We start from the raw sequence: 18,107 nt of genomic DNA, 5'->3' as shown, positions 1-18,107 counted from the left end.
GTATGCGCTGGAGGCAATATTTACTGGTATGGGCTTATCGTCGATAACGCGAACTCGGTGTGCATTATCTCATCACCCTTGATACCTTTAAGCGCAATGCGAATGGTAGGGTCTGCTTTTTGCCAATCAATTGTTAAATCGCCGTAGTTAACCTCATGAGTATAAGCACCTACACGGTGTTTATTAGGGCTAACATCTTTCCACTTTTCTGTAAGTCCTGAGCTGGTCATCTCGTACAATGGGTAGTCAAGGTTTTGTTGGTACTTTGACAGCTCACCCCAGTGGGTATCACCACTGACAATAATCACACCGTTTACTTTATGCTTTTTGATAAGCGCAAATAAGCGCTCACGATCAGCAGGATAATTAGCCCATGACTCCCAGCCTGTAAAATCAGCCAATAGCTGTAAGCTTGATGCAATGATTTTTATCTTTTCATCAGACTTGAGCTCTTGTTCGAGCCATTGCCATTGGCTTTCACCTAGCATAGAGGCATTTTTATCGGTTGTTGGGCTATAAGGCCCTTGCTTTGCGGGTTTTCGTTCAAGTTGATAGGTCTTCGCCGATACATGATTTAAAGGCGCGCGATTAAAACGTAAGTCAGGCATGATGACTTTTACAGTTTGCTCACCTTCGCCGTAAGTGTACGAGGTGTAAATGCCATCTTCACGAGTTCTACGAGCTGAATCCGCTGGCTCTTGCCAAAAGTCGAGCATAATTTTACGTGACTGCTGTTTTTTTGGATATTCGCTGCCAGCGTCATTTTCGCCATAATCATGGTCATCCCACATGGCAATTATTGGCGTATTCGCACGTAATGTTTTAAAGCCCGGCTTTTGCCCTAAGCGTTGATATTTATCTGCAAGCACCGACATATCTTCGGTATCACCATAAATATTATCGCCAAGGAACATAAATAGATCGGCTTGCTCTTTGTTAATAGCATCAAAAATTGGAATTTGCTTGTCTTGATGACCACACGAGCCAAACAAAATTTTACTTGGCGCGGCAATCGCACTCACACTACTAACCAGCATTAACCCTGATAAGGCGCTTCTAAAAAAGCTAAGTGTAAAACTCATTTTAAGATCTCCTTAATCGGCGCTGCCATTTTCGGGTTAACTTGCTGACTGTTGACGCCTAAAATGCTCAGTACAGTTGCAGCCACTTGCGCTTGTTTGAGCTCATTGTTTGGCTTAATTAAGCCAGTTACTTTTATATCTGGGCCAATTGCCGCTAGCCAAATATGCTCAGAGCCAACAATGCCGTTTGGAAAACGTTGCTTACCTTGCTCTGAACGTGCCAAAGCACGCTTCGAACTATGATGTTGCCAATCATCAGCATGGCTGCCACGGCCATGATCGGTAGTAATAATCAATGTGGTATTGTCTTTATAGCCGGGCGTTTGTTGTATTGTTTGCCAAAGGTCACGAATAAACGCATCACTTTGCTTAGCTGATTTTAGATAGGCATCGTATTTACCGTTATGGGCAAAGTCATCGGTTTCCCCCAAGCTAATAACAAGCAAACGCGGCTGTTTATTTAATAAATATTGTTTGGCAAATCGGTAGGTAAAGCTGTCGAGGCGAACATTGTGCCAAGGACTCGGAATTTCGCTTTGCATTTGGTTTAGTAAACTAACCTCCTCTGATTTCACCGCATCAAAGGATTCAAAGCCAGCATTAACAAAAACCTCACTTCGCTCGCGGTTTACAATGTAAGGAAACACATCCCAGCTGCCAAAAAGTGCGGTTTTACCTTTAAATTCAGGCTGAGTATTTAAACTCTCTAAAATGGTTTTATTCGGGTTAGAAACTTTATCGTTACTATCGATATTTTCATCTACAATGCCGGTTAAAATTTCACTGTAACCTGGGTATGAGAAGTACCATGGGTTACTTACCGACATCAATGAACCTTGAGTTCTATCGCCAATCAAAACGCCCTGCTTTGCCAATGTGTCACTAAAAAATGGCATTAACGCTTTAGTTCGCTGTGCTTGGTCATTTCGCCAAAAAAGCGCCTTTAGTTCATCTGTATCTTCTACAAAATCACTGTTATTAATTAAATTTTTATCTGCCCCAGAGAACACTTCTTGCCAGCGAAGCCCATCAAGAGTTACAAGCACAACATTGTCAGCAGCTTTACTGCTTAAGCTTAATAGTGATGCTGCAACCACTGCTGTGGCTAAAATTAATTTTTTCATATTTCACCTGCAAAAAAGCCCACCAAAGATGGGCTGTTTAAAACGTTAGCTTATTATTTAAAACTGCGCTGTAAGTGTTAAAGCCGCAGTACGTGGTGCACCAATAAAGTAGGTTGAACCATTACCTGTGCCACCTGCTAGGTATGATTTATCAAACAGGTTATTCACCACAAATGCAAGGTCGAGTGATTTGAACACACCTGAATCAAGGCTAGTGTTATAACCAATGTTTAAATCAACCAAGGTGTAGCCATCAACCTTGTTTCGCGAACGGGTTTGCTCATCAGTCCATGCACCTAAACGCTCACCTGTGTATTTAGCCGATAAACCAAAGCGGAAATCACCACTGTAATAGTCTGCCGATACCACAAATAAATCTTGTGCCGAGTCAATGACTTCATCACCCGCTTTGAAGCTTGCAGATGCTTCCTCAAGTAACTCACTATCACTGTTGTAAGCACTTGGATCGTTCGATTGATACTCAGAGTTATTGTACGTATAAGATGTGTAAAGGTTCCATTTGTCAGTCAGCATATAACTTGCTGATAGCTCAACACCCGTTGACTCAATACCACCTACATTGATGTAAGAACCGTTCGTGCCAATGGTGTAATCAATACCATCTGTATCACTGCCCGGGGCAATAAAGGTAATACGGTTATCAAACTCAATGCTATAAGCTGTTGCTGTTAAGCGTAAACGGTCATCACTGTAACGTACACCTAGGTCGATGTTTTCAGCTGTTTCAGGTTCAATCTCGGTCAGTGTCGATGAATCACGTTCAAGTACACCATCTTTAATTGCCGCAAAGTTTTCGCTGTAGCTGCTAAATAGCTCTGTGCTTGCTGATAGCTGATACAACACACCACCGCTAAACAGTACGTCTGAATCACTGTCGATTTTATCTGAGTATTCATCTTCAAAATGGTTATAACGCTGAAGCTCAACAAGGTACTGTTTAGCACCTAAATTAAGTGTGAAATCACCTAAACTGATTGAGTCTTGCACATACCATTTAAAAGTATCCGTTTCGAAGGTGTTTTTGTACTGAGTCCAATATGGCGTATGATCAAAATGATGATAGATACGGGCATCAATCACTTTATGCCAATCTCGTGATTCATCACGATCTGTTTGTTCAAACCAAAAGCCGGCTTCAATGTCATGATTGCCAAGAGTTACTTGGTACTCGCCAGTCATACCTAAGCGGTCTTTTTTGTAGTGTGTATGACGATAAGACATAACCGGAATGGCATCATCAGGGTAACAGGCCGGGTTTAAGCCTGGGCCTGAAGACCATGGCCATTCTAAACTTGCCGTACAACCTGCAGCAGGTGCAAGTGGGTTGCCATCGCTGTCGGTAAAGCCGTAGCTGCCAGCATTTTCACCACCAATTGATGTTGGGTTACCATCACCATTAACAGGTGACGTTAAATAAGGCGGAATCCAGTCACCACGACCCGAGTTTTTATGGTAATAAGGCGATATGCTTAAGTTTGAAGTGGCACTTAACGCGTAATCAAACTTTACATAAGCAAGGGTATTTTCGCGTAATGTACCCCAGCCCTCAGCAAACATTTGATCAAAATGAGGCACGCCGGTCCAATTCCACGTTAAACGATCCCAATCAGGGTTTTGTTCAAATTCGCTAATGCTGATGCTGTTATAGTTAATTTCGTGAACATCATCATACGAAACACGACCTGTTATTGTCAGGTCGCTAAAGTCCGATACAAATTTAGCCTCAATGTGCTGATTGTCCTTACCGCCATTGCTGCCATCACCAATCCAACGGCTAGTATCTGTTTGCGAGTAGCTGATATAGGCTTGCGTGTTATCGAACACCGTGCCGGTTTCATGTTTAACAAAGTAGCGGCTAGCATTGTGATCGCCTGTAGTGTAAGCAAACGTGGTGCTTTGCTCTGTACTCGGTTGTGCACTCACAAAATTAAAAGTACCGCCTAGCGCTTCTAGTGATGCAGAGGCAATATCAGAAGTACCTTGCCCTACCTCAACAGTTGCTAAATTTTCACTATCTAGATAACGGTTTGCTTTTGCACCGCCACCATAGTTAGAACCACCATTAGGAATACCATCAATGGTCATACCTAATTGCTGTTGATTACCATCAATACTAAAACCACGCATAGTAATAGTGGTTGACCAATCGTCACCACCAAATGCATCACCTTCGTTGATGCTAATACCCGGTAGGTTATCAATTACGGCTAACACACTTGATACTGAACTTTGTTGCTCAAGCATGGCAGGTTCAATGACGTTATTGGCATAACTGGTTGGCTTTGCAACCACCGTAATTTCTTCAATTTCGTTATTCGTGTTTGCATTTGCTGATGTTGCTAAAAGCGTTGCTATTAAAAGGCTTAGCTTTGTTTTTTTAGTTACTGTGCTCATTGTTTTTCCAAGGTTACGTATTTGTAAGCGGGCACAGTATGCAGAGCGCGTATGACATTTAGGGTCAAAATTTTTGACACAATAATTAAAAAATTAATGCATTTAGATGGCAGATTTAAGACTTAACTGATTAATAAATAAGAAAGTATTAGAAAAGCGCCCAATTAAACTAACAGGACGCTTTTTGGTTGGATAATGTTATTAGGTGTTTTAAATCAATTCAGCCAGCATTTCTTCACTGTATGGTGTTAATTGCTCACCACTTTTAACTTTGCTGATGTAATCCGGATTCGCAATGAATGGACGACCAATCGCAATTAAGTCAAATTGGTTGTTATCGATAGCTTGATTAGCTGACTCAAAGGTATAGCTCCCTACACCGACTAAAGTACCTTTGTATGCACCGCGCATATATTCAGACGTTGTTTTATTGTCTAAGCTTTCAAAGCGCATGCTGTCATCAAAAATTCCAGCATGTAAGTAAGCAAGTTTACGTGTTTCCAGCGCTGATAATAAATAATCAAATACAGCTTTATCACCTTCGCTTTCAGTCATATTAAAATACGCACCAGGCGATAAGCGTAATGCTGTTTTATCTGCACCAATTGCTGCAATCACTGCATCGACGACCTCTAGGGCAAAACGTGACATGTTTTCTGGTGTTTGACCATATTGGTCTTCACGTTGGTTTGCAGCATAATGTAAGAATTGATCAATCAAGTAACCATTTGCACCATGAATTTCAACGCCGTCAAAACCCGCTTCAATGGCGTTTTCGGCCGCTTTTGCGTAATCAGCAATTAAACCTTGGATGTCTTCAATAGTGGCAGCTTTTGGTGTAACGTAAGTCAGCTCACGCATTCTTGGTACCGACCCTTCAACGCCGATTGCAGATGGTGCCAGTACATCACCTCCAAAGAAATGTGGGTGAGCCACTCGCCCTACATGCCAAAGTTGAGCAAACATTTTGCCACCTTTAGCGTGCACAGCATCCGTGACCTTTTTCCAACCTTGAATTTGCTCACTGGTAAATAGGCCCGGTGTGTTTGGGTAACCTTGGGCATCTGGGCGAATAATGGTTGCTTCACTAATAATTAAACCGGCATCGGCACGGCGCGCATAGTAATCAGCCATCGCTTGGGTTGGCACTAGGTTATCGTCACTCATACAGCGAGTAAGCGGTGCCATTAGTACGCGGTTTTGTAATTCGATACTGTCATTTAACTTAAACGAAGAAAGTAAATCGGTTTTCATGGTTCTATCCTTATCTTGAACATACATTCAAGATAAGGGCGATATAAACTAACTTCAAGGTTTATTTTGAATAATCGTTCAAGATTACGTAAACTTCAATTGTAAATAATAGGAGCATTAATGAGAACTGCTGAATTTGATACTGAATTTGTACTTCGCCAAGCTATGCATGCGTTCATGCAATTTGGCTATGCAAAGACCAGTATGCAAAAATTAAAGGAAGTGACTCATCTTCATCCAGGCTCTATATATGCCGCTTATGGCAATAAAAAAGGTTTGTTCTTGGCTGCCACCGAGCAGTATCAAAAAGATAGAAACCAACAATTTACGGCACTTTTTAATGATCAACAGTCAGTGTTATCAACCCTCAAACATTACCTGACTGTGATTGTTGATGAATGTATTGAAGGTGAAGTTGCCAAGGTGTGCTTACTTACAAAGAGTATTTCTGAGGTTGAAGGCAACGACCCGCAAATTTGCAATGTGCTACGTGGTAATTTAAACGCATACGAGCATGCCCTCGCACAGCAAATTCAAAAAGCCCTTGATAATAACGAATTTGCAAGTAGCAAGTCAGCTCAGCAACTGGCACGCTTTTTAGTCATGGGCATATACGGTATTCGTACCTATGCACTGACAAATCAAGACCCAAAATCTCTGCAACTACTTGCAGACGATCTATTTGCTGCATTAGTAAATTAATTTAGCTAATAACTTTACTTGTCATATTAATTTATCACCTTATGATTAAGGTGTAGCTGTGTATAACTAAAAGAGTGAGCCTGTCATGAATAATGCAACTGCCAAACGTGTTGAAACTGAATTTGATGCTGTACTCGCCTTAGGCGCTAAGAATCGACTCGCTTATATGTTTGAAACGGTTCAAGAGTTTAAACAAGTGTGGATCCTCAATGATGAGCATGGCTGTGTGATGCTCTCAAATGAAGACGATGACTGCGTGCCTGTATGGCCTAGTCGCGAATTCGCGCAAAGCTGGGCAACCGGTGAGTGGCAAGACTGTACGCCAAAAGCCATTCCAGTCAAAGACTGGTTAAGTCGCTGGACTTCGGGACTCGAACAAGATGATTTATTGATTGCTGTGTTTCCGACCGAGCAAGATGACGGCACGATTTTATTCCCCGATGAATTTGACTCACAACTAAGAATGCCAAAAAGACGTTTTTAAACTAAGAGAGCCATGTGCTCTCTTTTTTTATGCTGTTTGGTGCTGTCGTATAGCCGAAATATCTTTTATGGGGGGTTTACCAAAAAAGCGCGTGTACTCACGACTAAATTGAGATGGACTTTCATAGCCTACTTTTAGTGCTGCAGAACCAACATCAATTCGTTCATTCAACATTAATTGCCTTGCCGCTTGCAACCGCAAGTTTTTTACGTATTGCAACGGGCTCATCTTTACCACATCACGAAAGTGCAACCTAAATGTCGAAGGACTCATGTGTGCATCACGAGCCAAATCATCTATTGAAAATTGACGAGTAAAGTTTTCTTTTAACCAGCACAATGTTTTCGCGATTTTCTGATGCGCAGAGCCAGACATCACAATCTGCCTTAAATACGGACTATGAGGACTATTTAACAATCGCAATACAATTTCTTTTTTAATGAGTGGCGCAAGATTAGCTTTTAATTGAGGTTCATTGTCTAGATTGAGAAGCCGATGAAGTGCATCAAGCAAGCCATTATCTGTGTCAACCACAGACATTGCTTGGTGTTTAGGGAACTTGTCTTGCCCTGTAAATTCCATTTCAGCAACGATGTGGCTGATTTCATGAACATCTAAGCGTAAATAAAGGCCATAAAACGGCTGCTCTTTACTGGCACGAGTAATATGCGACGCAACAGGCACATCGACTGATGTTACCAATGATTGGCCGTCAGTGTAATCATAACTATGCTCACCTAGCACAACTCGTTTTGCACCTTGCAAACTAATACCAAGTCCTAATTCATACACGCAGGCCATCGGTAATGAAACTTCGCTTCGTCTGAACACTAATAACTCTGGAATAGATGTTTCAAAACTACCATCTTCTATCGCTATCGCTTTCACTGTTTCAATTAATGCCTGACGCATTTAGATTACCTCTTAAATATACTCAATTAAGTGTATCACCGTAAATTAAGGTTAGGACCATTTAAGGTAACAGTTCGTTGTTTTAGGCAAAAATTAAATCATTTATGGCAAGCAGAAACCGCCGTGATCAACCATAATGTATTTTCAAATTTTCGATTGCATGCTCTTTGCAATCAGCTTCTACTGCAAAACCTCAATATATTCAATACCTAAAATCAAAAGAGAAATTATGAACTTAAACAACACAGATTTATTTGTGTTTGTCGCGATCGCTGCTTTGGTCACCGTTCATGACAAGCCTTTGTTAAAACGAGCATGTCAGCACGCACTTAATGATGGCGTATCAATGCAAGTGTTATGTGATATTTTACCGCATATTAGTGTGTATTCTGGGGTGCCAAAATCGTTAATGGCACTAGAGGTTTTAAAATCAGTTGATGATATTCAAGGTTCAAATGCATTGGTAATCAAACGCACAGAGCAACAACTAAAAACAGCGCTCACATTTGGCCAGCTTCCGTTTGGTTTAGACCAGCAAAACAACAGGGTATGTGAGCTTGCCTCTTTAGGCGCATTATTTGCGTTAGAGGATGCCAGCAGCTTAGTTAGCGAGCAACTTAAACGCTGCGTATTACTAGGCTATAGCCGTGCGCAACTTGAATTATTAGTGATAGAGCTTGCCAGAAAGGTCAGCAGCAATATAGCCATGCGGGCCAAGTGTAATCTCGAAAAGCACTTTGCTATGGTGGGGTAAATTTAAGAAATGGCGGTGACGGAGAGATTCGAACTCTCGATACGTTGCCGTATACACACTTTCCAGGCGTGCTCCTTCAGCCACTCGGACACGTCACCTAAGGCGCTTATAGTTTAGCGCGGCGTTATAGTATGAAAACAACCCTATAGACGCAAGGGCTTTTTAAAATACGGTGGTTAAGTGATTAGTAATCAAACAAAAAAGGCAAGGTATAGACCTTGCCTTTTGTATATATAGACGATTCGCTCTTAACGTTGAAGCGTTGCTGAGAAATCTAACATACGGTTAAGCGACTTTAATGCGCCTTCGCGTAAATCCATATCTACAAATACTTCTTTACCCTCAGGGTCTGTCAGTGCTTCTTCAATCGCTTTTAAGCCGTTCATTGCCATCCACGGGCAATGTGCACAGCTTTTACAGGTTGCGCCTTCACCGGCTGTTGGTGCTTCAAAGAACTCTTTCTCTGGGCATAACTGCTGCATTTTGTAGAAAATGCCTCGGTCAGTCGCTACGATGAACTTTTTGTTGTCCATAGTTTGCGCTGCTTTGATTAGTTGGCTTGTTGAGCCAACCGCATCAGCTAAGGCTACAATCTCCGCAGGAGACTCTGGGTGAACCAATACAGCCGCATCTGGGTGTAAGGCTTTCATATCCTTAAGTGCTTTGGTTTTAAACTCGTCATGAACGATACAGGCGCCATTCCACATGATCATGTCTGCACCTGTGTTCTTTTGAATGTAAGAACCTAAGTGTTTATCTGGACCCCAAATGATTTTTTCGCCTTGCTCATCAAGGTACTCAACGATTTCTAGAGCACATGAAGAAGTAACAATCCAATCTGCACGGGCTTTCACAGCTGTTGATGTATTTGCATACACTACTACCTTGCGATCAGGGTGCTGATCACAAAACGCTGAGAATTCTTCAATTGGGCAACCTACGTCTAATGAACAAGTTGCAGCAAGCGTTGGCATAACAACTGTTTTATTTGGCGTTAGGATTTTTGCTGTTTCGCCCATAAAGCGAACACCGGCTACCACAATTACATCTGCGTCGTGCTTAGCGCCAAAACGCGCCATTTCTAGCGAGTCGGCAACACAACCGCCTGTTTCTTCAGCTAGTGCTTGAATTTCAGGATCAGTGTAATAATGGGCAACAAGAACCGCGTTCTTGTCTTTTAATAATTGTTTGATACGTGCCTTATACTCAGCTTGCTCGTCTTTTGATAACGGAGCTGGCTTTGGAGGGAAGATATAATCTTCAGGCATAATTTGTTCAGCTAGACTCATTTCTCGACCACTTAGTCCACAGTGCATTCATGGCGCGAATTATACGAGAATCTTAAGCTAAAGAACAGTCTTGCTGTGTGCTGTTAAGATAAATAAAGGATAACTTAGAAAGAAAAGATAAATCAGGAATGGTGGGTCATGATGGACTTGAACCATCGACCAATGGATTAAAAGTCCACTGCTCTACCAACTGAGCTAATGACCCGCTCTGGATATTAAGATGCGTAAATCCGCCGATTTGAGACCATTCAAAAAGAATGGTGGGTCATGATGGACTTGAACCATCGACCAATGGATTAAAAGTCCACTGCTCTACCAACTGAGCTAATGACCCGCTCTGGATATTAAGGTGCGTAGATCCGCCGATATAGAACCATTCGAAGAATGGTGGGTCATGATGGACTTGAACCATCGACCAATGGATTAAAAGTCCACTGCTCTACCAACTGAGCTAATGACCCGCTCTGTTGCTTATAAAAAGCTGCGTAAATCCGCCGATATAAGACCATTCAAAAAGAATGGTGGGTCATGATGGACTTGAACCATCGACCAATGGATTAAAAGTCCACTGCTCTACCAACTGAGCTAATGACCCGCTCTGATGCTTATAAAAGCTGCGTAAATCCGCCGATATGAGACCATTCAAAAAGAATGGTGGGTCATGATGGACTTGAACCATCGACCAATGGATTAAAAGTCCACTGCTCTACCAACTGAGCTAATGACCCGCTCTGACGCTTATAAAAAGCTACGTAAATCCGCCGATATAAAGCCATTCAAAGAATGGTGGGTCATGATGGACTTGAACCATCGACCAATGGATTAAAAGTCCACTGCTCTACCAACTGAGCTAATGACCCGCTCTGATGCTTATAAAAGCTACGTAAATCCGCCGATAGAAAACCATTCAAAGAATGGTGGGTCATGATGGACTTGAACCATCGACCAATGGATTAAAAGTCCACTGCTCTACCAACTGAGCTAATGACCCGCTCTAATGCTTTTAAAAGCTATACGTAAATCCGTCGATTAAAGATTACCATTCTGAAAGAATGGTGGGTCATGATGGACTTGAACCATCGACCAATGGATTAAAAGTCCACTGCTCTACCAACTGAGCTAATGACCCGCTCTTTTTTCCGCATTTCGGCTGTTGTTACCAATCGCCTGCTGCGGGCGCTTATAATACTTATTTAAATGCTGAGTGCAACAGAAAATATCTCTTTTTTTAAGTTTTTATGTCTAGTTGCCTAATTTTAGACCGCTTATGTCAAAAAGCAGTCTAATCAGGTCAAAACTACATTTGCGACAGACGTTCTGTGGCTAATTTTGCAGCGGTGGTACTTGGGTACTGATTAATTAAATCATTAAAGGTTTTAAGGGCTTGTTCGCCTAAACCTTGCTCCGCTAATAAGTTTCCTAACTTTAACATCGCATCTGGGCGTTTATTAGAATTAGGGTATTCATTCACAACTACTTTGAAATGCTCAGTCGCACCTGCTTGATCGTTTTGAATTGTTAATAGCTGACCTAACCAATAATGTGCATTAGATGCATATACTGAATTAGGGTAAGTAGTTAAGAATGTTTGGAACTCCGGAATTGCTTGCTCATAACGTTTATCTTTCATTATTAACGCCACTGCACGCTCATAGGCTTCATTTTCAGATAAATCTGAACTAATTGCCTGTGATGCACCTACATCCGTATAAGAGTTAGTAGGTTGAGTTTGTGCGGCAGCGGGCTGGCTATAAGCTTGGCTGACTCGGTTTTCAATCTCTTGATAAAGCTCACGCTGACGCTGAAGTACTTTTTCAAGCTTGTAACTTTGCTCTTCAGTAATACCACGAACTTGGCTCACTTCGTCTTGTAAGATATTGAGCTGTTGCTGAAGCTCAGCTTGCAATAAATTACGTGACTTCATCATGTTTTCTAATGCGATTAAACGCTTTTCAATGCTCGATTGCGAGCTTGCAGCTTCTGAAACAGGAGCGGGAGCAGCCCATAACTGGGTGCTCCCGCTTAAGATCATTGCTGCCAAAATAATTTTCGGCTTCATAATGACTCTTTATTAGTAAACTAATACTGCGCGACGATTCTTCGCGAACGCTTCTTCAGTGCGAGACTTAACCATTGGCTTCTCTTCACCATAGCTCACTACTGACATTTGGCTAGCAGAAACACCTAAGCTTTGTAGGTATTTTTCTACTGCTTGACCACGATGCTCACCAAGTGCGATGTTGTACTCAGGCGTACCGCGCTCATCAGCGTGACCTTCGATTAGTACTTTAACTGATGGGTTTTGTACTAAGAATTCTGCGTGTGCTTGTAAAAGCTCCGCGTATTTGCTTTGGATTTTTGCGTTATCAAAACCAAAGTAGATGATTTGCTCTTGACGTAACGCTTCGTACTTTTCACGAAGTGCTTCTTCAGCTTGTTGCTCTGGAGTAAGCGTTGCAACTTCAACAGTATCAGTGTTTGATTGCTCAACCATACCTTGGTTAGATTGGTTTGCAGCACCCTCATCAACACCTGAAGAAGAGCTACACGCCGCTAATGTCATCACTGGCACAGCAATAAGCAGGCCTTTTAAAGTTTTATTAAGTTGCATTGAATTGATTCCTATATTGAGTAAACCAGTAAAATTACTGTAAATAAGGCGACCAAGCTGGCGCCTTAACTTGTCCATCTAGCACAGGTAAGCGAGCTTTAAAGCGACCGTCCATAGACACTAACGCCAACACCTGTTTATTATTATGAAGCGTGCTGTAGATAATCATCGAACCGTTTGGAGCGATACTCGGCGATTCATCTAGGCGAGTTCTTGTTAATACTTGAAACGCACCTGTAGCTAGCTCTTTTTTAGCAAGATGGTATTGACCGTTAGTACGATTCACCATCACTAATTCTTTTCCGTCTGGTGAAATCGAACCTGCTAAATTCATATCACCATCAAACGTCATACGTTTTGCTCTACCAGTTTGCAAATTTAACTTATAAATCTGGGCATTACCACCCCTTTCAGACGTAAACACGATATCTTGCCCATTTGGGTACCAAGAAGGCTCTGTATCGATACTACGATGATTTGTTAAACGCTTTTCTTTGCGAGTTGCAAGGTCTAAAACATAGACTTCTGTTGCACCGTTACGGTCTTTTGAAAGTACTAATAATAGTTTTTTTCCATCAGGTGAAAACTGTGGTGCACCATTAATACCTGGATGGCTTGTGATTAACTCACGTTTGCCCGTATACAAATCTTGAATGTAAATTTGGCTTTGACGATTTTCAAAGGTTACATACGCAAGCTTAGTACCATCTGGTGACCAAGCTGGGGACATAAGTGGCTCTTTAGAACGAAGCAATACTTGCTCATTGTAGCCATCATAGTCAGCAACAACGAGTTGATAAGGCTTCGGTTCATTATCACGTACAATAACGTAAGCAATTTTTGTTAAAAACGCACCTTTTTCACCCGTAAGCGCTTCGTAAACTACATCGCTAATACGGTGCGCATAACGGCGAAACCCTGTTTCAGATATAACACTCTCACGAGCATCTAATACATGGTCTTGGCTCTTCACTAATTGACCATTACTCATCATTTGCGTTTCGCCGCCTGTAATTTGACCACGGATCACATCGATAAGCTCATATTTTACTAAGTAACGTCCACCCGGTTGTTGCTCAACTTGACCAACAAGTACCGCTTCAACACCTTGATTGACCCATGCACCATAATCTACATCAGCATCTTTGCCGGGTAATTGAGGCATATTTGTCACATCAATAGGTTTAAATTTACCACTACGCATCAAATCAGCTGCAATAACGGTGCTCAATTTTTCAGGGATGGGACCAACGCCCTGGTATTTAAATGGAACAACCGCTATTGGGCGTGCTCCATCAATACCTTCAGTGATAACAATTTCTAGTGCAGCACTGGCAATGCCATGAAAGCCCAGTAATACAATAAAACATGCTGTTTTTATCTGGTTGAACATATCATTCCTTTAGAATTCTGGCTTAATTGTTAAGTTAATATTTTTCAGTTGCTCGAAAACATCTTTATCAGGCGAAACTGGTAGTGTATCGGCCATACGGACAGCACGAAGAGCAGCTTCACACACTAATTTATCACCACCAAGTGATTTTACTTGAGTTACTAACCCGTTAAAACCAAGGCGAATATTAACGCGACATTGCTTATTCTTCATTTTTTCATCAATAAGTAAAGTTTGTTGAATACGCGCCATAATTAACGCTTTATATTTATCAACTTCACTCAAGACTTGTTGCTGACGTATTTTATTTCGTGCAGCCTGCTCAGCAGCTAACTGCTCTTGCAGCATTTGTTCTTGCAATGCCTGCTGACGTTTACGCTCTGCTTCAGCTTCTTTACGTTTACGCTCAGCTTCAGCTTCAGCAGCTTTACGCTTGCGCTCTGCTTCCGCTTTCTTTAACGCCTCTTCTTCAGCTTTACGTTTTTCAGCTGCGGCTTTTGCTGCGGCTTCAGCTTCTTGCTTTTGCTTTTCAGCTTGCTTAGCTTTGGCACGTTCTTTCTCTTGTATTTCACGTGCTTTCTTCGCTTGTGCTTCAGCTTCTGCTTTTTCTTTCTCTTTCGCTCGGCGTTGTTGCTCTAACTTTTTAAGACGACGGTCTTCAGCTTCGCGTTGCTTACGTGCGTCATTTGCACGACGTTCAAGATCTCGAATTCGCTTTGCTTCGGCTTGTTTTTTTGCTTCTTCTTGCTTTTTAAGTTCAGCAATTTTCTGCTCAACCTTTTGTTGATCAACCGTTACTGCAGAAACCGCTTTTTCTGGTTCAGGCATAGCCGGATTCAATGTCACTTCCATTACCTTAGGAGCTGGCATATGAAAGTTCGCTGATACGACTAAGAAAACAATAATACCAAGGTGCAATAGAAGCGACTTTATTACTGATTCACGCATACTAACCCTCAAATGACTCAGTCATAAGACCCACAGAAGGCACACCGGCATTTTTCAAAAAGTCCATTAACAGCAACACTTCTTGATAAGAAACACGACCAGAACCTTTTATCATAACCGGAGTATCGGGGTTTTTCTGAAGTTGTAATTTTATAACAGCAGCTACATCAATTGCTTCCATAGGAGCTTCTGGATCAGTGCCGATACTTACATAGTACTTACCTTCAGCATCAATTGATGCAATGATAGGTGGTGTATCTTTGGTATCTACAAGATCCGATTCTTCCATTTTCGGCAAGTCCACTTTTACACCATGAGTAATCAGTGGTGCAGTTGCCATAAATATAATAAGTAGTACCAACATTACATCAATGTAAGGAACTACATTTATCTCACCTACTGGGCGACGTTTCTTACGCTGATACATTCGCTTTAGCCTCTATTTGCGCAGCTGCTTGGCGGTGTAAAATATTGGCGAACTCTTCCATGAAGTTAATGTAATTACCTTCAAGCTTTTCTACTTTATTTGCAAAACGGTTGTACGCAATAACTGCAGGGATTGCTGCGAATAAACCCATCGCTGTTGCGATAAGTGCTTCGGCGATACCCGGCGCAACCATTTGTAAAGTTGCTTGCTTAACTTCACCTAATGCAATGAATGCGTTCATGATACCCCACACCGTACCAAAAAGGCCGATATAAGGACTAATTGAACCCACTGTCGCTAAAAACGATAAACTTGATTCTAGTTTTTCAACTTCGCGTGACAACGCAACACGCATTGAACGATGTGTGCCTTCCATTACGATGCTTGCACTTTGCGGTGAATTTTTCTTATGTCGTGCAAACTCCTTAAAACCGGCAACGAATAATGCTTCAACACCTGATGCGCCACCAGGACGAGCTGAAACTTCATTATATAATTTACTTAAGTCTATTCCTGACCAAAACTTTTGCTCAAAGCGCTTAGCGCCATTAAGTGCATCAGAAATCGCTTTTTTACGTTGAAAAATAATTGCCCATGACATTACCGACATGCCGACTAATGCCAACATTACTAGCTGGACAAGTACACTGGCTTCTAGAATAAGATCTAAAAAGTTAAGCCCTGATCCCACGTTAAACTCCTAAAAATAGATTTCTATGTAATTTGTTATATTTTTTACACTTGTATTTATTGACCACAAACATGGCCAAAAGTTACAACTAGTGTATCTAGTCAATTATGAACTGACAACGCTCTTGCTGTGAATTAGCGGCAAATAACGGTAAAAAGCAATTTGCTTAGTTATTTTTTAGCCAGATTGAATTTTACAAATACTTTTATGCATATTTTTACCTTAATAATAAGTCACTAGAGTGACGCTTAAAAGCAACCAAAACAATCGAAAACACGACGTTTATTCATAAATTACGCATAAACACCCAAAAGTACTTTTGCAAATCTACTACAGAATACTTAAACTAATCCTGAATACAGAATATGAATTTTATAAAAACCACTCTATTCATGCAGTTAAAGAGAAAATAACCACAAAGCGAACAAAAAGAAAACAATAGAATTTTTTGCTCACATTAGTTTTTTTAATCTGAAAATTAAATTTTTCTAGTTTGAAGAAAAATCCATCATTGCGTATTATTTACCTATACCGAGCTAGCAACCTCATGAAAGTTTCTTTCATTAAGCTCCGTTTTTAGCAATATGAAGTTTCGTATTGCTCTAGGTTTACTGAAATCAGGATAAAACCTTCTTTTAGTAGACCGTAGTTCCCTGAATTACTTCCTTCAACTTGTTGTTTGCCCGCATCCTTATGCGGGCTTTTTTTTGCCTGCGCAAACGTCAACGAGAATACCTATCAAAAACTTAACAGCATGTGAATTACAGGTGTTAGATGACTCTTGCCGGTATGCGGTATGCGGTATGCGGTATGCGGTATGCGGTATGCGGTATGCGGTATGCGGTATGCGGTATGCGGTATGCGGTATGCGGTATGCGGTATGCGGTATGCGGTATGCGGTAAAATCTATATTGCCATTTAAAAAGTCAACTTATCTCTATTAAAAAGCAGCCCTCTCGAGCTGCTTAATACTTATAACTTAAAGCTTTTGTAACTAACCTGAGTTTTGTTATTTATCTGGGGTTAGTCCAAAGTGCAAGTAAGCGATGTCTGATACAAGTCGTCCGCGCGGGGTACGTTGTATAAAGCCTTGTTGAATTAAAAACGGTTCTATTACATCTTCTATCGTTTCTTTTTCTTCGCCTATTGCAGCTGCAAGGTTATCAAGGCCAACTGGGCCGCCCATAAATTTTTCGATAATAGCTAATAGGTATTTTCTATCCATGTAGTCAAAACCGCTTTTATCGACATCAATCATATCGAGGGCTTGCTCTGCAACCGATGCGTTAACTTTACCGTCAGATTTAACTTGCGTGTAATCACGAACACGGCGTAACAAACGGTTCGCTATTCGCGGTGTGCCACGTGAGCGCTTGGCTATTTCTGTGGCTCCTTCATTGCACATAGTTAAATCTAAAAATCTTGCTGAACGAGCAACTATTTTTGATAAATCTTCAACCGAATAAAATTCTAAACGCTGCACTATGCCAAAACGGTCTCTCAGTGGTGAGGTGAGTGAACCTGCACGGGTTGTCGCACCTATTAAAGTAAATGGCGGTAAATCAAGTTTAATTGAACGTGCGGCTGGGCCCTCACCGATCATAATATCCAGCTGATAGTCTTCCATTGCTGGATACAAAATCTCTTCGACCTGCGGGCTCAAGCGGTGAATTTCGTCAATAAACAGTACGTCACCTTCTTCAAGGTTAGTTAAAAGAGCAGCTAAATCGCCAGCTTTTTCGAGTACTGGCCCTGACGTTGTTTTAATATTAACGTTAAGCTCGTTGGCAACAATGTTTGCAAGTGTGGTTTTACCAAGACCCGGTGGACCAAATATTAATAGGTGATCCAGGGCTTCGCCACGATGGCGAGCCGCCTCGATAAATATTTCCATTTGTTGCTTAACATGCGGCTGGCCAGTGTAATCTGTTAACAGTTTTGGCCGTATGGCACGATCAACACTGTCTTCGTTACTTTGTTCACTCGCATCTATTAAGCGATCTGCTTCTATCATGGTTTAC

Annotated in this window: 16 protein-coding genes and 9 tRNA genes; 3 read left to right on the top strand and 22 right to left on the bottom strand. The window is 41.4% G+C overall.

Features of this window, described 5'->3' with window-relative positions; all coding sequences use genetic code 11:
- Positions 1-20: 20 nt before the first annotated feature.
- The 4 genes from QUE86_RS14805 to QUE86_RS14790 all read right to left on the bottom strand — a co-directional run bounded on the left by QUE86_RS14805 (position 21) and on the right by QUE86_RS14790 (position 5,875).
- Complete coding sequence (locus tag QUE86_RS14805; protein WP_434784466.1) at positions 21-1,082, bottom strand: alkaline phosphatase D family protein; 1,062 nt, start codon at positions 1,080-1,082, stop codon at positions 21-23.
- Positions 1,079-2,206, bottom strand: coding sequence for an alkaline phosphatase family protein (locus QUE86_RS14800; RefSeq protein ID WP_286258123.1), 1,128 nt, complete (start codon positions 2,204-2,206; stop codon positions 1,079-1,081). The genes QUE86_RS14805 and QUE86_RS14800 overlap by 4 nt, the downstream gene beginning before the upstream one ends.
- Before the next feature lie 57 nt (positions 2,207-2,263).
- Positions 2,264-4,621 (bottom strand): TonB-dependent receptor domain-containing protein, encoded by a 2,358-nt coding sequence (locus QUE86_RS14795; RefSeq protein ID WP_286258121.1) that lies wholly within the window; start codon positions 4,619-4,621, stop codon positions 2,264-2,266.
- 210 nt (positions 4,622-4,831) lie between these two features.
- Positions 4,832-5,875 (bottom strand): alkene reductase, encoded by a 1,044-nt coding sequence (locus QUE86_RS14790; protein WP_286258119.1) that lies wholly within the window; start codon positions 5,873-5,875, stop codon positions 4,832-4,834.
- A gap of 120 nt (positions 5,876-5,995) precedes the next feature.
- On the opposite strand from QUE86_RS14790, the gene QUE86_RS14785 reads away from it, so the two are divergent.
- Both QUE86_RS14785 and QUE86_RS14780 read left to right on the top strand, forming a co-directional pair.
- Complete coding sequence (locus QUE86_RS14785; protein ID WP_286258118.1) at positions 5,996-6,577, top strand: TetR/AcrR family transcriptional regulator; 582 nt, start codon at positions 5,996-5,998, stop codon at positions 6,575-6,577.
- An 85-nt stretch (positions 6,578-6,662) separates the two neighbouring features.
- A complete protein-coding gene (locus QUE86_RS14780) occupies positions 6,663-7,061 on the top strand; it encodes a DUF2750 domain-containing protein (protein WP_286258116.1) in 399 nt (132 codons plus the stop codon).
- Positions 7,062-7,088: 27 nt separating this feature from the next.
- Here the strand turns inward: QUE86_RS14780 and QUE86_RS14775 are convergent, their stop codons facing one another.
- Positions 7,089-7,973: an AraC family transcriptional regulator gene (locus QUE86_RS14775; RefSeq protein WP_286258114.1), complete on the bottom strand. Its 885-nt coding sequence runs from the start codon at positions 7,971-7,973 to the stop codon at positions 7,089-7,091.
- A 229-nt stretch (positions 7,974-8,202) separates the two neighbouring features.
- Between QUE86_RS14775 and QUE86_RS14770 the strand changes: the two genes are divergently transcribed.
- Positions 8,203-8,727 (top strand): carboxymuconolactone decarboxylase family protein, encoded by a 525-nt coding sequence (locus QUE86_RS14770; RefSeq protein ID WP_130051700.1) that lies wholly within the window; start codon positions 8,203-8,205, stop codon positions 8,725-8,727.
- A gap of 10 nt (positions 8,728-8,737) precedes the next feature.
- On the opposite strand, the gene QUE86_RS14765 is transcribed toward QUE86_RS14770, so the two are convergent.
- From QUE86_RS14765 to ruvB, 17 genes are all read right to left on the bottom strand, one after another.
- Positions 8,738-8,825: transfer RNA gene (locus QUE86_RS14765), tRNA-Ser, on the bottom strand.
- Between the two features lie 150 nt (positions 8,826-8,975).
- Positions 8,976-10,016 carry a quinolinate synthase NadA gene (gene nadA, locus QUE86_RS14760; protein WP_286258111.1) on the bottom strand — a complete coding sequence of 347 codons (1,041 nt, stop codon included), beginning with the start codon at positions 10,014-10,016 and terminating at the stop codon, positions 8,976-8,978.
- Between the two features lie 129 nt (positions 10,017-10,145).
- Positions 10,146-10,221, bottom strand: a tRNA-Lys gene (locus QUE86_RS14755).
- A gap of 53 nt (positions 10,222-10,274) precedes the next feature.
- A tRNA-Lys gene (locus QUE86_RS14750) sits at positions 10,275-10,350 on the bottom strand.
- Between the two features lie 51 nt (positions 10,351-10,401).
- Positions 10,402-10,477: transfer RNA gene (locus QUE86_RS14745), tRNA-Lys, on the bottom strand.
- Positions 10,478-10,535: 58 nt separating this feature from the next.
- Positions 10,536-10,611: transfer RNA gene (locus QUE86_RS14740), tRNA-Lys, on the bottom strand.
- A gap of 57 nt (positions 10,612-10,668) precedes the next feature.
- Positions 10,669-10,744, bottom strand: a tRNA-Lys gene (locus QUE86_RS14735).
- A 56-nt stretch (positions 10,745-10,800) separates the two neighbouring features.
- Positions 10,801-10,876, bottom strand: a tRNA-Lys gene (locus QUE86_RS14730).
- A 55-nt stretch (positions 10,877-10,931) separates the two neighbouring features.
- Positions 10,932-11,007 (bottom strand) — tRNA-Lys (locus tag QUE86_RS14725).
- Between the two features lie 62 nt (positions 11,008-11,069).
- A tRNA-Lys gene (locus QUE86_RS14720) sits at positions 11,070-11,145 on the bottom strand.
- Between the two features lie 168 nt (positions 11,146-11,313).
- Positions 11,314-12,075: a tol-pal system protein YbgF gene (gene ybgF, locus QUE86_RS14715; protein ID WP_130051702.1), complete on the bottom strand. Its 762-nt coding sequence runs from the start codon at positions 12,073-12,075 to the stop codon at positions 11,314-11,316.
- A gap of 12 nt (positions 12,076-12,087) precedes the next feature.
- Positions 12,088-12,627, bottom strand: a complete 540-nt coding sequence (gene pal / locus QUE86_RS14710; RefSeq protein WP_130051703.1) for a peptidoglycan-associated lipoprotein Pal — start codon at positions 12,625-12,627, stop codon at positions 12,088-12,090.
- 34 nt (positions 12,628-12,661) lie between these two features.
- Positions 12,662-14,020, bottom strand: a complete 1,359-nt coding sequence (gene tolB / locus QUE86_RS14705) for a Tol-Pal system beta propeller repeat protein TolB (protein ID WP_130051704.1) — start codon at positions 14,018-14,020, stop codon at positions 12,662-12,664.
- Between the two features lie 9 nt (positions 14,021-14,029).
- Positions 14,030-14,968, bottom strand: a complete 939-nt coding sequence (tolA, locus tag QUE86_RS14700) for a cell envelope integrity protein TolA (RefSeq protein ID WP_167658576.1) — start codon at positions 14,966-14,968, stop codon at positions 14,030-14,032.
- A gap of 1 nt (position 14,969) precedes the next feature.
- Positions 14,970-15,395 carry a protein TolR gene (tolR, locus tag QUE86_RS14695; RefSeq protein WP_130051706.1) on the bottom strand — a complete coding sequence of 142 codons (426 nt, stop codon included), beginning with the start codon at positions 15,393-15,395 and terminating at the stop codon, positions 14,970-14,972.
- Positions 15,382-16,086, bottom strand: coding sequence for a protein TolQ (gene tolQ / locus QUE86_RS14690; protein WP_130051707.1), 705 nt, complete (start codon positions 16,084-16,086; stop codon positions 15,382-15,384). Before tolQ ends, tolR begins: the two co-directional genes overlap by 14 nt.
- A 1,009-nt stretch (positions 16,087-17,095) precedes the next feature.
- A complete protein-coding gene (gene ruvB / locus QUE86_RS14685; RefSeq protein ID WP_130051708.1) occupies positions 17,096-18,100 on the bottom strand; it encodes a Holliday junction branch migration DNA helicase RuvB in 1,005 nt (334 codons plus the stop codon).
- Between the last annotated feature and the right edge of the window lie 7 nt (positions 18,101-18,107).

Source organism: Pseudoalteromonas apostichopi (assembly GCF_030297135.1).
Taxonomy (GTDB): domain Bacteria; phylum Pseudomonadota; class Gammaproteobacteria; order Enterobacterales; family Alteromonadaceae; genus Pseudoalteromonas; species Pseudoalteromonas apostichopi.
The sequence above is the reverse complement of the archived record's forward strand: the minus strand, read 5'-3'. Positions and strand labels throughout refer to the sequence as shown.